The 14,629-nt window shown below is 68.0% G+C and carries 9 protein-coding genes and 1 tRNA gene; 7 read left to right on the top strand and 3 right to left on the bottom strand.

Annotation, left to right across the window (positions count from 1 at the left end):
• Positions 1–33: 33 nt before the first annotated feature.
• Positions 34–1,089 (bottom strand): hypothetical protein, encoded by a 1,056-nt coding sequence (locus AC060L_RS28545; protein ID WP_483801831.1) that lies wholly within the window; start codon positions 1,087–1,089, stop codon positions 34–36.
• Between the two features lie 113 nt (positions 1,090–1,202).
• Between AC060L_RS28545 and AC060L_RS28540 the strand changes: the two genes are divergently transcribed.
• The 6 genes from AC060L_RS28540 to AC060L_RS28515 all read left to right on the top strand — a co-directional run bounded on the left by AC060L_RS28540 (position 1,203) and on the right by AC060L_RS28515 (position 12,263).
• A complete protein-coding gene (locus AC060L_RS28540; RefSeq protein WP_483801830.1) occupies positions 1,203–2,171 on the top strand; it encodes a hypothetical protein in 969 nt (322 codons plus the stop codon).
• Between the two features lie 331 nt (positions 2,172–2,502).
• Positions 2,503–4,092, top strand: coding sequence for a TIGR02677 family protein (locus tag AC060L_RS28535; protein ID WP_483801829.1), 1,590 nt, complete (start codon positions 2,503–2,505; stop codon positions 4,090–4,092).
• Entirely contained in the window at positions 4,092–5,519 is a 1,428-nt protein-coding gene (locus AC060L_RS28530) for a DUF2398 family protein (protein WP_483801828.1), read from the top strand. The genes AC060L_RS28535 and AC060L_RS28530 overlap by 1 nt, the downstream gene beginning before the upstream one ends.
• Positions 5,516–9,823 (top strand): TIGR02680 family protein, encoded by a 4,308-nt coding sequence (locus AC060L_RS28525; RefSeq protein WP_483801827.1) that lies wholly within the window; start codon positions 5,516–5,518, stop codon positions 9,821–9,823. Before AC060L_RS28530 ends, AC060L_RS28525 begins: the two co-directional genes overlap by 4 nt.
• The gene (locus tag AC060L_RS28520) at positions 9,820–11,103 is read left to right on the top strand and encodes a TIGR02679 family protein (protein ID WP_483801826.1); all 1,284 of its coding nucleotides are present in this window, start codon (positions 9,820–9,822) and stop codon (positions 11,101–11,103) included. Before AC060L_RS28525 ends, AC060L_RS28520 begins: the two co-directional genes overlap by 4 nt.
• 1,072 nt (positions 11,104–12,175) lie before the next feature.
• Positions 12,176–12,263, top strand: a tRNA-Pro gene (locus AC060L_RS28515).
• Here AC060L_RS28515 and AC060L_RS28510 read toward each other — a convergent pair.
• Positions 12,229–12,696 (bottom strand): GyrI-like domain-containing protein, encoded by a 468-nt coding sequence (locus tag AC060L_RS28510; protein ID WP_483801825.1) that lies wholly within the window; start codon positions 12,694–12,696, stop codon positions 12,229–12,231. The two genes, AC060L_RS28515 and AC060L_RS28510, sit on opposite strands and share 35 nt — an antisense overlap.
• Positions 12,697–13,120: 424 nt before the next feature.
• Between AC060L_RS28510 and AC060L_RS28505 the strand changes: the two genes are divergently transcribed.
• Complete coding sequence (locus AC060L_RS28505; protein WP_483801824.1) at positions 13,121–13,576, top strand: VOC family protein; 456 nt, start codon at positions 13,121–13,123, stop codon at positions 13,574–13,576.
• Between the two features lie 139 nt (positions 13,577–13,715).
• Here AC060L_RS28505 and AC060L_RS28500 read toward each other — a convergent pair whose 3' ends face one another.
• The gene (locus AC060L_RS28500) at positions 13,716–14,594 is read right to left on the bottom strand and encodes an SDR family NAD(P)-dependent oxidoreductase (RefSeq protein ID WP_483801823.1); all 879 of its coding nucleotides are present in this window, start codon (positions 14,592–14,594) and stop codon (positions 13,716–13,718) included.
• Between the last annotated feature and the right edge of the window lie 35 nt (positions 14,595–14,629).

Genomic DNA, 14,629 nt, shown 5'->3' with positions numbered 1-14,629 from the left:
GAGTGGTGAGGCCGATCACGACGTTCCGCCGGCTCAGGACCGCGAGAGGGAACTCGGCTCGTAGCGCAGCTGGTACGCCCGCACACCACCGCCGTTCATCCGGTAGATCGTGATCGTGGACAGGAACTGCTCCTTCACCTCCAGGGTGCGCCGCCGCTCCTTCTCCTCGATGTCGCTGATCCAGTCCTCCACCTGTTCCGGCAGCTTGAAGGCGAGCTCGTACGCGCCCTCCTGGCCCAACGGCGACACGGTCCACTCAGCCGAACCCCCGCTGCCCCGTCGCCGGATCCGCACCGCATGGTCCGGCTGCGCGTCCGCGTACGAGGTGAACGCCAGGTGATCGTTGACAGCCAGTGGCAAGATGAACGGCGCCGAAGGGAAGCCCAGCAGCAACTCGGCATCGCTGTTCTGCCGCAGCGCGGCAGCGAAGGCGTCGATCGCCGCCGCGGCCTCTTCCCGGAACGTGTCGTTCGTCGGCACAGCCGTCGGCAGCAAGCCTGGGGACGCTGTCCAGGTCCCCAGCTTCTTTCGAAGCTCCGTACGCACCCACGTCACCGGGAACGGTACCGAGCCGAGGCTGGGCTGTGCCTGCTCCAGTGTCCAAGCAGTGGTGCCGATCGTCCCCAGCAGCCAGGAGAAAGAGGCACCTGACATGTCCACCAGCGAGATCTGGTGTGCCACGGCGTACTTCTGGGCCTCTGACGTGAACCCCGAAGTCGAGAACAGGGCGTACGTATACTGGTACCGCTGCCGCGGCCTCCTGCCTGCGTGCATCATGAAGTTCTCGTTCACGTCGTGCAGCACACCGTGGGCGTTGCGCACGATCTCCAGTCCGCAGCGGTCCTGGTAGAACTTCGCTTCCAGAAACAGCCGGACTGGCATCGAGAACGCCGGCGTGAACGCGAACTCTCCCAGCGCGTCCACCTGATGCAGCGCACCCCTGCCACGGACCCGAAGGGTGCTCCCGTCGGTCACCAATTCCTCGGGATCCTGGCTCTGGTGCACCAGCAGTCGATAACCCGAGGAGCGCAGCAGCCAGGCCAGCGCCTCTTCCAGAAGGTACCCCCTCAGCACGGCACCCTTGACCACGGTTCCCCCACACAGGTTGCCAAGCGAAGTCCCGCGTGATCAAACAGGTGCTCCCGGAGCCTGTCGGAGTCCGAGCGCAGCTGAACACGCTTCTCCACTCTAAGCCATGAGACATGTCGGTCGTGTGGAAACTGAATTCATCGATGGACACCGCGATGAAGGGACACGACATGGCCGACAATGTCACCAGCGTCGAGCAGCGAGCCTCCGAGGCCCGCACGACCTCGAAGGAGCCGCAGGTCTTCGAGCGCGCCGATGTGCTGCGCGCACACGACGCCTGGGCGCTGCCGCTCAAGGTCCTTCTGGACCTTCTGAACGCCACCGTTCTCGAAGCGGAGATGCCGTACGACGCGCTCGGCGCGATGCTCGGCGATCAGCCGAGCGGCCTGCGTATCTACGTGCGGCCCGGTCAGAGTGACCAGGATCTCTCACGACTCATCCGCAAGCTCATCGGGTACTACCTCGGGAAGCCCGGCATCGGTATGTGTGCCGCGCCGGCGTCCAAGTCCGACGCCGAGCTCGAAATCATCAGCGTCCCCGGAAAGCGTGCGGACAGAGCGGAGGGCGCGGCCGTCGACGCCGACCCGCACACTGCACCGGAAATCGCGTCGCTCTACGAGGAAGGCCGCTGGGCCCCGCTTCACGGCTGGCGAACCAACGAAGAGGTGATCGACGCGTTGAAGACGATCATCGTTGATTACCTCCATGGTCTGGCTGAGGACCTGCCCGAGGATGCTCCCGACTTGCCCGAGGGCATCGGAGCCGCGGTTGCCTTCGGCTATGACAAGGACGGCGAGCGCTATCCGCTCGTCTACGTCGACCCCAGCCTGCCGAGCGGGCTGCGTGCCGACCTGTGGGGCTTCTGCGTCGCGCTCGCCTCTGGAGGAGACCTCAATGGCGCGGAGCCGAACGAGGACGGCATCTTCTTCGTCAGGACTCAGCGCTCTCCCGTGAGCGGCCCCGGAGCCGGGTTGCTGGCAGCCCTGACGCTGCAGAAGCTGGGCCGGCGTCCGGGCGACTGCGGGTTCCAGCTGGCGAGCGAACCGGCGATGTCGTCGGAGCAGCTGCCGGATGCAGCCTGAAGACCGCCGCAGCCGGAGCGTCGGGGCCGAATGGCACCGGCGCTCCGCAAGAAGGGGCACCAGTCCATCTCCGGTACCCCTCTCCTGTCGCCCTTGGGAGATCCACCCTCCTCCGCGCCTCCGTGAGGTGGCCCGAGACCTGCGTGTGAAATTGGCCAACGGGCCCGCCAGTTGGGTGATCTCCCGGCGCATCGCTGGTGCCAGCGGTTACGGTACGGACCATGCGCCGGCTCGGGCGGGGAGTTCGAACGGAGGGTGCGCGCCTCTGAAATGTCAGAGGGGCGTGCCACCGTGGAGCGGGGTGCCGACGAGGGAAGGGGAAGTGGCCTGGATGGCAGAGCGTGAGGGTCCGAGTGACACGGCGTCGACATCATTCGACCTCGATTCGCTCGCGGTGGGAGACCGACTCCGACTCTTCAACTTCACCCAACGCGAGGATTCAACGGCCTACTTGTGGGTCTTGAGGGCGATGAACGTCCTGCGTGCGGTCCACCAGGTGCAAGTTCACACGGCTGATGTAGCCCGAGCGCTGACCGAACTCGGCGAGACGCACGCCGATGTGCCGGCCCCCGGCGAGCTGAACCTGCGGAACATGCTGGATGTCCTGTCGGGTGAGCAGGACCGGGGACGAGAAGGCGGCAAGGTCCTTCACCGGGTCGAGGACGCATCCCGCGCCGGAACGCTTGCCGCGTACCGCAACCGGCAGTCGGTCTACCAATTCACGGAGATCGGATACCGGGCATACACAGCCGTGGAGGCCGTGATCGGGGCCCGAGTGGAGGACGCCAACCTTTCACGGCTCGTCTTCGCCGACATCCTCGCGGACCTGACGGCCCTGGCGACGGCGAACCGCAGCGCGGACCGCGAGGAGATCTACCGGAAACTCTCCCGACTGGACGCGGTCCTGGAGGACATGACCCAGCGTTCGGCCCGGTTCTACCTCACGCTGAACGACGTGGCCCGTACGACCGACATCTCGCCCGAGACGTTCCTGCGCCACAAGCACACCCTACTCGCACACATGAGCGAGTTCTCGGCGGAGCTCGAGCGCTATACCCCCCGCCTGCTCGACGCGGTCCGCGAGGTCGAGGACAGTGGCGTCGAAACGATGCTCGACCGCGTTGCCGACGTCGACGGGCGGCCCATGATGAGCGTGGCTGCCCGCAGGGAGGATTGGCGACGACGCTGGACGGGGCTGCGTCAGTGGTTCGTCGCCGAGTATCCCGCTGAACCGAAGGCCGTCCAGTTGCAGAGCGCCACCCGCGACGCGATCTCGGGAGTCATCGCTCTCCTGCGGCAGGTCACCGAGTCCCGGCGCACTGGCGTCAGCCGCACCACCCAGCTTCGCCACCTCGCTGCCTGGGTCGCCGGAGCGCCGGATCAGCAGGCGGCGAACGCGCTGATGGCCGCGGCGTTCGACCTGCGTTCCGTGCGTCACCTGTCCGGTGCCCATGACGATGACGACCAGATTTCCAGCCGCTCCACCTGGTGGGACGCTCCCGGTGTCGAGGTCAGTGTCAGCCTGTTCAAGCACGGCAAACGTCCCGCCCCCGGCGGGCCGCAACCGGTGCGCAACAGTCGAGGAATCCGCGCACCGCTGCGGCAGAAGCATCTTCAGAGTCGGGCCGCGGAGAGAGCTGCCGCGAGCGGGCTACTTGAGCACGGCGCCCACGAGCGAGTCCTGGACGAAGCAGAGACGCGGGCGGTACTGAAGCTTCTCACCCGCGCTCTGGAGAGCCGCACCGTGGTGGCCGGCCGCCTGCACCCGTCCACCGGAGCCAGCGATGTCATGATGCTGCGCCTGATCCCTGACCAGAGAGGCAGTCAGCTGCGGACCGTCAACGGCACTCTGCACCTCCCCGGGTTCCACCTGGAGATCACCCCGGCCCGCCGAAGCCCCCGCACCCGGGAGCCCAGCTGATGACAACACACCGCGTCGCCGCAACCGTCGAGACTGCCCAGCTCGGCTCCTACCAGCAGGCAGCGCGTTTGATGCTGCTGCACAGCCTCGTCACCGACAGCTATCCACGTAAGGGCGCACTGGCTTCCGTACTGCCCTGGGCCGATGAGCTGGCGAAGGACTTCCGCTCTCTTCTGGGCTACACCCTGCACACCACCTCGTACCACGCCCGGCTGACCCGCCGCCTCGACAGCCTCGACGGCAGCCAGGACTTCACCGCCGCCGGCAGCAGCAAGCGGCCCTTCGACCGGCGCCGCCTCGCCTACCTCTGCCTGGTCCTCGCCTGCCTGCACCGCTCGCGCATCGAGATCAGCCTCGCCGATCTCGTGCGGGAACTCACCCCGTACGCCAACACCATCGAGCACCTGGGCTTCGACCCGACCGTCCCAGGACACAAGGACGCCGTCGTCGACGTCATCGACTGGCTCGTCCACCGCGGAGCGCTGCGCCTGTCCGACGGTTCCACCCAGCACTGGGCCCGCGACCACGAACGCGGCGACGCGCTCTACGACATCGACCAAAGCCTGTGCGCGGCGCTGTTCAAGCCCGGCAAACCCCTTCAACACCTCACCAGCGTGGCCGGCCTTCTCGAATCAGCGCCGACCGGTACCGGCCGCGACGCCCGCCGACGCTACGCCGCCCAGCGCGCCCGCCGAGCCGTCATCGAGCACCCGGCGGTCTACTACGCCGATGCCGACCCCGAGACGGCCAGCGCGCTGCGCCAGCCCGCACTGGTGGAAGACCTCACACGGTTCACCGGCCTGAAGATCGAACGGCGCGCCGAAGGCATCATGCTGGTCGACACCACCGGACACTTCACCGACAAACGTTTCCCCGGCCGCGGCGGCGCGATCAACCGCACCGCCGGCCTTCTCCTCGCCAAGGTCGCCGACCTGCAAGAAGACCCCACCCAAGCAGGCAGGCTAAGCCGGCTTCCCACGCCCGACCCCGTCGACGAACACGACGCCCTCATCGCCCACATCGACGTCGCCCTGCCCCACACAGCCACCCTGACCGCCCTGGCCGACGAATCACCCACCCCCGGACACCCACCCGCAGTTGGCCACGCCGACGGCCCGCAACACCCACACCCGCCGGCGACCGCCACACTCGTCGAACACGCCCGGCTGGACGAGATGATCGCCGAACTCTACGAGGAGTTCGGCCCGTCCTCCTTCACCAACAAGTGGCAGGCCGACCCCGCAGGCCTCCTGGACGAAGCGATCACTCTCCTCACGGACCTGCGCCTGGCCCACCGCGTCCCCGGCGGAATCCTCATCCGCCCAGCCGCCGGCCGCTACCGCAACATCACCGCAGCCCTCCCCAGCCCGAGCGTCGACGGCCAGTTCGCCTTTGACTTCAGCGCACCCGAGGACGTCACCCGATGACCACCCCCACCGCAGGCGAAACCACCATCCGCTTCAAGCCGTCCCGCGCCGGCATCGTCGGCCTGTGGGACTACGACGACGAGGAGTTCGTCTTCGCCGACGGCCGCCTGGTGCTACGCGGCCACAACGGATCCGGCAAGACCAAAGCCCTCGAAGTCCTCTTCCCCCTCGTCCTCGACGGCAGCATCGACGCCCGCCGCCTCGACCCGTTCAGCGGCGAAGAACGCACCATGAAATCTAACCTGCTCTACCGCGGCCAGGAGTCCAACTTCGGCTACGTCTGGATGGAATTCACCCGATCAACCCCCGAAGGCCGACTCCTCGAAGCTGTCACCATCGGCATCGGCCTCCTCGCCCACAAGGCGAAAGAACGCCCCGGCCGTGTCTTCTTCGTCACCGACGGCCGCGTCGGCATCGACTTCGGCCTCCTCACCGCCGACTCCCGTCCGCTCCGCAAGACGGAGCTGGAAAAGCTCATCGGCAAGGACGCCCTCCACACCACCAGCACCGCCTACCGAGACGCCATCGACGAGCGCCTGTTCGGACTCGGCCGCGAACGCTACGCCCAGCTCATCAACCTCCTCCTGCAACTGCGCCGCCCACTGCTCGCCAAAGACCTGGACCCCGACAAGCTCTCCGCCACCCTCACCGCCGGACTGCGCCCGCTCGATGAACACCTGATCAAGCAGGCCGCCGGGGACTTCGAGAACCTCGCCGAGATCCAGGACGTCCTCGACGCACTGATCGGAGCAGACACGGCCGTCCAGGACTTCCTGCGCGAGTACACCGCCTACATGCGCGTCCACGCCCGTAACCGGGTCGACCAGATCACCGAGCGGCTCCGGGCCACAGCCGGACACTGCCAGAAGATCACCGACGCCGCCCAGCAACGACGGGACGCCACCGCGGCCCTGGCCAAGGCCCAGGCCGCACGAAACACGGCAGCGGAGCAGGAGAAGAAGACCCAGGCCCGACTGGACGGCCTCAAGAACCACGAAGCGATCAAGGGCGAACGGGACCTCGACGAACTACGGGCCCGCGTCAGCGCGGAACACCGAACGATCCAGGACACCGAGACCAACCTCACACGGGCCCAGAAGCACATGGCAACGCTCGGACAGGAAGCCGACCGCCTCGCCGAAAGGCTGACCACAGCGGAGAAGACCGCAGATCGGCACGTCGCCGCACTGCTCGACCACGCCCGCCACGCGGGCATCCGGACTGACGACGACCCGCTCGACCTGGCCAAGGACGTCAAGACCCAAGCCGCTGCCCGAGTGATCACCCGGCGCCACGACATCGGAGTCGTCCAAGGCCACCTGAACCGCTACCAGGACGCGGCCGACGCGCAGAAGGTAGCCCAGGACGCCTTCGACAAGGTCCAGGCCGAGGTTACCGAGCGCGAACTCGAAAGCGACCGAGCAGCCCGAACGCTCGCCGACACACGGACGCAGACCGCCGCCGAGCTGGCAGCCTTCACCAACCGTTGGACCGGAACCGACCCCCACGCCGTACTCGGACCGGACGACACCGCTCTGCTCGCCCACACACTGGCAACGGCAGACGAACCCGGCGCAACCTCCCTGCAGGAGGCCTTCCACAACGCCACCGACGAGCGCCGCATCCAGGCCCGACGACACCAGGACGCACTCCAACTCCAGCACGACGAGACCAGCACCACGCTGGAGACGACACGTGCCGAGCGCGCGAGCGTGGCGGCGCAGCGCGACGACGCCCCGCCGCCCAGCGACCTGCGCCCCGCCGACCGCACCGACCGCCCCGGCGCGCCACTGTGGCAGCTCGTCCGCTTCGCCGACCACCTGAGCCCCGACCACACAGCCGCACTCGAAGGCGCCCTGTATGGCGCAGGCCTCCTCACGGCTTGGGTACACCCCCACCCCAGCGCCACACTCCAGGCCATCGCCGACCAGGAAGCCGACGGCTTCCTACAGCCGCTTCCGCCCGACCAACGCCCCTCCGGCCGCACCCTCGCCGACGTCCTCATCCCCGAGGAACAGGAGCACGTCGAGGCGCAGGCCATCAATGACGTCCTCACCTCCATCGCCCTCGCCGACGACCTCGCCAATCCGGACCGGCACACCGACCACGACCCCAGTGCAATCGTCACCACCCGCGGCCAGTTCTCCCTCGGAGTCCACCGCGGCGCCCACCCCAAGCACCAACCCGAGTACATCGGAGCGACAGCACGCGCCGCCCGCCGCCGCGAGCGCCTCAACGCCTACGACGCCGCCATCGCCGGCCTCGAAAGCACGCTGAAGACACTGACCACCGACCTCCAGCACGCGGCCGGAAACCTCGCAGCCTTCGCAACCGCCCGCGCCCAACTGCCGAGCACCACCGGCATCGTCACCGCCGCCCAACAGGTGGTCATCGCCGCCAACAAGGCGGCCGACGCCCGAACCCGGCTCACCACCGCCGGCAAGGCACTCGACAACGCCATCGCGGAAGCCCACGAGCGCAAGCGCCAACTCCACAAGAGCGCAGCAGCCCTCACTCTCCCCACCGACACCGAAGGCCTCAAAGCCGTCGACCTCGCCCTCCGCGACTTCACCACCGCCGCCGCCGACCTGGAGACAACCAGGAGCAGCATCACCGACCTGCGCAAAGACCTCACCGACCGACGCAACACCGTCGACGACCAGACCACCGCCTGCCAGGAACAGGCCGAGGCCCTCGAAGAGCGACGCATCGACTACACGGCGCTCGCCGAGCGCCTCCGTAAGCAGGAAGAAACCCTCGGCGCACCGCTGCGCCGGATCCACGAAGAGATCAACACCTTGAAGCGTCAGCTCGAGGATGCTCAGCTGGCCCACCGGCGCGCCGACAAGGACCACACGGCCCAACAGCTCGCACTCGCCGGGACCGACAACGCCTTCCAGTACCTCCACGAGGCCCTCACCACGGCACTGGCCGAACAACTGCGCACGGCAGCCGCCCTCCAGCCGTACAGCAGGCCCGACCTGCTCCGCGTCCTGGGCGCGAACACCGACAGCAACTGGACTCCCACCGAGCTGTGGCCGAAGGCCAGTCAAGCCGCAGAGGATCTGATGGCGCGGCTCACCGCCCCGAGCGCCGACCTCACCCCCGAGGCCGGAGCCCGTGGTGCCCTCCCCGATAGCACCTGTGCCCTCTATGACGCCCTCGACGAGGCCACCCGCGGCCGGGCAGCCACCGACAGCACCATCAAGACCACCACGACCAAGCTGTCCACCGCCCTGAGCACACTCGAGAGCGCCCTCACATCATCCGACCAGGGATACCACTTCGAATGGGAACCCGACGGCGACATCATCCTCGCCCGTGTCCGGGACAACGACGGCCCCGCGCCCATCGTCGAGTTCTCCGTCCGCCTGGCCGAACAAGTCGCCGACCAGAAGGTGCTCCTGGAAGAACGAGAGCGAACCGTGCTGGAGGACACCCTCCTCACCGGCCTCGCCCAACAAGTCCACTCCCGGACCATCGAAGCACGCGACCTCGTCAGGGAGATGGACGCCGACACCCGGGCCAAACCCATGTCCTCCGGAACCAGGGTCGGAATCCGCTGGGTCCAGTCGGACAACCTGACCGACTCCCAGCGCGCCGTCAACAAACTCCTGGAGAAGGACGCCAAGACACTGGGGCCCGCAGGGCTCGCCGAACTCCGCTCGCATCTGCGCAGCCAGATCCGGGCCGCACAAGCCCGCGACCGCCGCAAGACCTACCAGCAGATCATCTCCCAGGTTCTCGACTACCGATCCTGGCGCCGATTCGAGCTGCTCCTGTCCCGTCCGGGAGGGAAGGAGGAGAAGCTCACTCGCTCCAAGCACAGCGAAATGTCCGGCGGTGAGAAGTCCGCCTCCATCCACCTGCCGCTCTTCGCCGCCGCCAACGCCCAGTACGGCTCAGCCCACCCCACCTGCCCTCGCTTGATCGCGCTGGACGAGGCCTTCGCAGGGATCGACGAGCGCTACCGCCCCGACCTCCTCGCCCTGACCGTCAAGTTCGACCTCGACCTCTTCATGACCGGCCACGACCTGTGGATCACCTACCCGTCGGTCCCGCGTATCTCGCACTACGACATGCTCCACGACGAAGCAACCCACACTGTCTCCGCCATGCTCATGCTCTGGGACGGAGAACAGATCCACGACGACCTCGGCTACCCGGGATCCGACGAACTGGCTGCGGACATCCTCGGGTTCACACCCCGGCGCCACGCACCGGTCAGCGACGGCCGCCTCAGCGACATCAACCCCGACAGCGACCTTGACGACCTCACCGAGGGACAGGACGGTGAGGAATGACGACACCGACAGACCCACAAAACCTCTACGGCGGCCTCCAGTACCAGCGGTTGCTGACAGCCGCGCGCCGTTCCCTCGAACGCACCGGGGGCCGGCTCGATGGCTCGGTGAGCATCATCACCCCCACCGACGCCGAACGCGAGGCACTGATCGGCATCACCGGCACCTACCGGCCACCGGGCACCGCCAGGATCACGGTGAAGCTTGCCGACCTCGAAGCGGCCGTTCTGGCTGCCACCGGCGCGCCACTGGCAGCCCTCCTCACGCGGTTCGGAGGACCGCTCGTCGACCGCCCGGGACAGAAGGAAGCACAGGCCCGGACGCGAGCACAGCTGATCACCGCAGTCGAAGCCAGCCCGCTCCACGCACAACACGCGTGGTACCGGGACTGGCTCACCGCCATCACAACAGACGGCACCCTCACCAGCCTCATCAACAAGAACGACGGCACCACACTGACCCGCGCCATCCGCGTCCTCGAACACCTGCAGACGCGCCCAGCCGGCGCGCCGCCGCTCATGCTCCCAGTGCTTGCCGAAGCAACCACCGGAGACACCAAAGCCCTCAACCACGGCAGCGGCGCGCTCCCGGCTCTGGTGCTTCGCGCCCTGGCCCAAGCCCGCGACACCACTCTTGCGAACGGCGCCGAGGCACGCCGCGAACTCTGGGATTCTTTCGACGTGATCGTCGATGACCTCGCCAGCCGAGTCTTGGTGCTCAACCTGCCCGCCCACGGCGAAGGCCTGGGCGAATGGCTCACCGGCGCCGCCGGCTACGGCACGCCCTTCCACGTCTCCCTCCACCAACTGGTCACCCTGCCGATCTCCCTCGACCAGCCCAACGTCTACGCATGCGAGAACCCCGCCGTCCTACGACGTGCCGCCGGAGAACTCGGCCCGAAGAGCCCACCACTCGTCTGCACCGAAGGCCGACCATCAACCGCCTTCCACCGCCTCACCCGAGCAATCTGCCGAGGCGGAGGAAAACTCCACTACCACGGTGACTTCGACTGGCCCGGCATCGACATGACCAACCAGCTCATCAGCCGCTACCAGGCCCGCCCCTGGCGCATGACCGCTGCCGACTACCTGGCCGGCGCCTCCGCCACCGACGAGGACGATCACATCCCCCTCAGTGGCAAGCCATACCCGACCCCATGGGATCCGCAGCTCGCTGAAGCCATGCGACACACCGATCAGGCCGTCTACGAAGAAGCAGTCACGGACACTCTCCTCGACGACCTCATGAAGCATCCGTCCGACCGCCGGGGATTCTCGTAGCGAAGCCGGTTGGACAGTCCGGCACCCACGGCTTGCGACGAATGGCAAACTCACCTGGTAAGCCAGGCCGTAGCGGCGAGGCTTGCACGGCACGAACGAGCCCTATCCGGCCGCGTCCTGACACGGGAACAGCTTTGGAATGTCAGCCAGTTGGTGCTCCTCGCGAAGCTGATCCCTGTACTCGAACCGCTATCGGTCCCCAGGGGCATACTGGAAGCTCCCACTCGTGGTTGATGGTAGAGATGAGACGCCCTGAACGATTGCGACGGTGAACTCCCCAAACGCATCCCGGTCTTGAGTGCCGCGCACAACCGCCTGCTCGACCTCGACCGAGAAGACCTCGGCGTCTCCGAGATGGTTGCTGGCGATACTGCGGGGGTTCCCTCCAGCCACTCGGCCCGGGGCGCCGGGGCGCTTTGACCCAGAGCCGACAGGGCCGTGTGTGGGTGCAAATGGCATTGTCCAACCGGGCCAGACCGCTATCGCTGTGGGCAAGTGATCGAGAATGCGGACGGCCCCGAGCGCGCGGGGAGGGGGCAAGATCGCTTACCCCAGGGACAATCTGCGCGTCCGCTGTGCCATGGGTGGGCTCCTCCTTGAATCGGGTGGTTGCGGGTCCAGGGTGCGCCGGGTGGCTGGGCGTGTCGGCAGAGCATGCGGGGTGGGGCGCGAGGCGCTGCGGGACCGATCAGGCAGGACGCGCTCAAGACGACATGCCGCCCCGAAGATCACTGTCCGTAGTCGAGAGGCAAGCGACCTTGATCTGGGTGCAGTGATCACAACGGTAGCGGTGCTGCGCGGGTCGACTGCCGGGTGCTGCCACTGGCATCGGCCGAGTGGGCGTCAGATCGCCCTTACTCTTCGTGACTGGGATCGGTCCTGGGCCCTGGGGGCCATTTGGGGACCACGCGCCATGAGCGCCGTTGAGCGCCCATGCGTCATAACGGACGCCGCTGCACGAAATTGACGCTGCCCGCGCCTCGCGCCCGTCGCGAGTTAGCAGTCGCCCGAGCGGGCGCCAATGATCTCCAATATGGCTTCTTTCCATGGAAGTTGAGGAAAGCAAAAAGGCCGGGATCGTCGGATCCTCGGCTGGCGACACTACTTGAAGCACTTGACTGGGGGTCAAGGGGTCGCAGGTTCAAATCCTGTCGTCCCGACCGCGATTGTTCGCAGGTCGGAGGCCGTTTTCGCAGAAATGCGGAGACGGCCTTTTTGTTGTTCCGTCAGCTGGTGGTCGCGGTGTGGTCGGATCAGGCCAACACGCCTGTTCTCGGCTGGGTGGGGTGGATGGTCAGGCGGGGGTGGCGCGGTCGGCGCCGGCGCGGGCGGCCTTGCGGCACAGCGTGTGGAAGCGGTTGAGCACGTATGCGGGTGCAGGGGGCGGCCGTGACGGTGGAACACCAGGCCATCGGTGGCCTGGTCCTGGTCGCGTCGGCTGCGGAAGATCATCCGGACCGGGCCCGCGGAGGCAAAGCCGTGTTGGGTGATCCAGTCGGCGACGGCGTCGTACGCGCTGAGGATCTGCGGGAACACAGCGGCCGCGCCCTCGACCTCCGTGCAGGCGAGCGCGCTCTCGGGCAGCTCGCGCATGGTCATCCCCTCGGGCAGGTCCGTAGGCTGCGCGCCGTCCTACCGGAACGGCAGGCACGCCTCGACGAGCGTCTCGTTGTCGTCGTCGCACACTCCATGGACGCGGACGAAAGCGGGCCCGGGGAGCGGGAGTGGGCCGCGGCCGGCGATCTCGTGCATCTCCTGCGTAAGCGCTGCGGAGGAAGGCGGCGAGCCCGGAGTTGTCCAGGGTTGCCCCGCAGACGAGGATCCGTTCGGCGGAGCCCTGGCGCAGGGTGACGCGGTGGGTCATCTCTGCTCCTTCGGTCAGTCGTACCGCCATCGCCAAGGTGCGGGCCGGGCTCCCCACGCACCGAGGTACCGCGACGGCCTGACCCGACAGGCACGACCTCAAGGCCTGTAGCGAAGTGGATCGCCCGTCAGACCTGTCTGGGACGCTCCGGGCATGGAGATGACAGTGCAGCTGACGATCGACTGCTCCGATCCGCAGCGGATGGTGGCTTTCTGGGCCCGGGCCCTGGGCTATGTGCCCGAGCCCGCGCCGGACGGGCACGCCACGTGGCGCGCCTACTGGGAGGCGATAGGGGTGCCCGCGGAGGAGTTGCCGGCCGGGGCCGGCGACATTCCGGAGTCGATCGTCGATCCGGCGGGTCGTGGACCGCGCGTGTGGTTCCAGCAGGTTCCGGAGCCGAAGACCGCCAAGAACCGGTGGCACTTCGACCTGAAGGTCGGTGGCGGCCGTGACGTCCCGCTGGACGTCCGCGCGCGGCGGGTCAGGGCCGCAGTGGACCAGCTGGTCGAGGCCGGCGCCACCGTGCTGAAGATCAAGGACGAGCCGAACATGGGGCTCTACGCCGCGGCCATGCGGGACCCGGAGGGCAACGAGTTCGACGTCGTCTGAGGACCGTTGCGACGGTGCTTGTCACAGCCACTCGTTCACGGCTGCGACCGGCACGGTCGCCTCCGGGTCTTGCTGGCGGCCTACATCGACAACGTTCTGGGCGACGTCTCCGGCCCGGACCGCCTCTGCCCGGGGCCCGTTACCCGGCCATGGGTGGTGCGAGGTGCCGGCTGAGGCGGTGGACGGCTTCGGCGATGCGGGGATCGGTCGCGGCGCGGAAGGGCGTGACCGGGTGTGCCTGGGGGCCGATGACGATGCCGGTCCGGCCGGTCAGCGAGTCGTCGGTCGCGGCGAAGATCGAGGGCCTGGCCGCCACGGAGGCCGGGCCCGAGGTCGAGCGTTCGAACTTCCGTCGGACGAGCGGCCAGAGCAGGCGCAGGCCGGGGGAGACGATCCTGGGGTCGCGCAGCGTGCCGTTGGTCATGTCGGTCGCGGCGCCACCGGGGTCCGCGGCGAAGACCGAGACGCCCGTGCCGTCGAGTCGGCCTGCCAGGTCGAGCGTGTAGGCGAGGTTGGCGAGCTTGGCGCGGCCGTACCAGTGGAAGCCGTAGTACCCGCCGGGCGGCTCGACGGCGTCGAACGTCCGCTTGGCGACACCGATCGCGCCCGAGGTCACGTTCACGATCCGGCTCGGCGTGCCGGATCGCAGCGCGGGTAGCAGCAGTTCGGTCAGCAGGTACGGCGAGAGGTGGTTGACGGCGAACGTCGCCTCGATCCCGTCGGCCGAGTCCTGCCGGTCCGCGAACATCGCGCCGACGTTGTTGACCAGGACGGTCAGCGGGCCGTCGGAGCCGATCCGGTCCGCCAGCGTGCGGACCGCGTCGAGCGAGGCGAGGTCGGCGGCCACGAACCGGGCGGGATGCGCCGGCGCCGTGGCGTTGATCCGTTCGACCGCACGGGCGCCGCGCTCGGCGTTGCGCCCGACCACGGTGACCGCCAAGCCGGCGGTGGCCAGCCCCAGGGCCGTCTCCCAGCCGATGCCGGCGGTTCCCGCTGTGACCAGCGCCGTCTTCTGCATGGCGCGCCCCTTCCAGTTGTACGAATACGCGGATT

The organism is Kitasatospora sp. NEAU-69 (genome assembly GCF_057158765.1).
This window is presented reverse-complemented; position numbering and strand designations above follow the sequence as displayed.

Excerpts from the sequence above, each read along its gene's own strand:
- AC060L_RS28540 (WP_483801830.1), top strand. The coding sequence starts at position 1,203 with ATGTCGGTCGTGTGGAAACTGAATTCATCGATGGACACCGCGATGAAG.
- AC060L_RS28535 (WP_483801829.1), top strand. The coding sequence starts at position 2,503 with ATGGCAGAGCGTGAGGGTCCGAGTGACACGGCGTCGACATCATTCGAC.
- AC060L_RS28530 (WP_483801828.1), top strand. The coding sequence starts at position 4,092 with ATGACAACACACCGCGTCGCCGCAACCGTCGAGACTGCCCAGCTCGGC.
- AC060L_RS28525 (WP_483801827.1), top strand. The coding sequence starts at position 5,516 with ATGACCACCCCCACCGCAGGCGAAACCACCATCCGCTTCAAGCCGTCC.
- AC060L_RS28520 (WP_483801826.1), top strand. The coding sequence starts at position 9,820 with ATGACGACACCGACAGACCCACAAAACCTCTACGGCGGCCTCCAGTAC.
- AC060L_RS28510 (WP_483801825.1), bottom strand. The coding sequence starts at position 12,696 with ATGCGCGAGCTGCCCGAGAGCGCGCTCGCCTGCACGGAGGTCGAGGGC.
- AC060L_RS28505 (WP_483801824.1), top strand. The coding sequence starts at position 13,121 with ATGGAGATGACAGTGCAGCTGACGATCGACTGCTCCGATCCGCAGCGG.
- AC060L_RS28500 (WP_483801823.1), bottom strand. The coding sequence starts at position 14,594 with ATGCAGAAGACGGCGCTGGTCACAGCGGGAACCGCCGGCATCGGCTGG.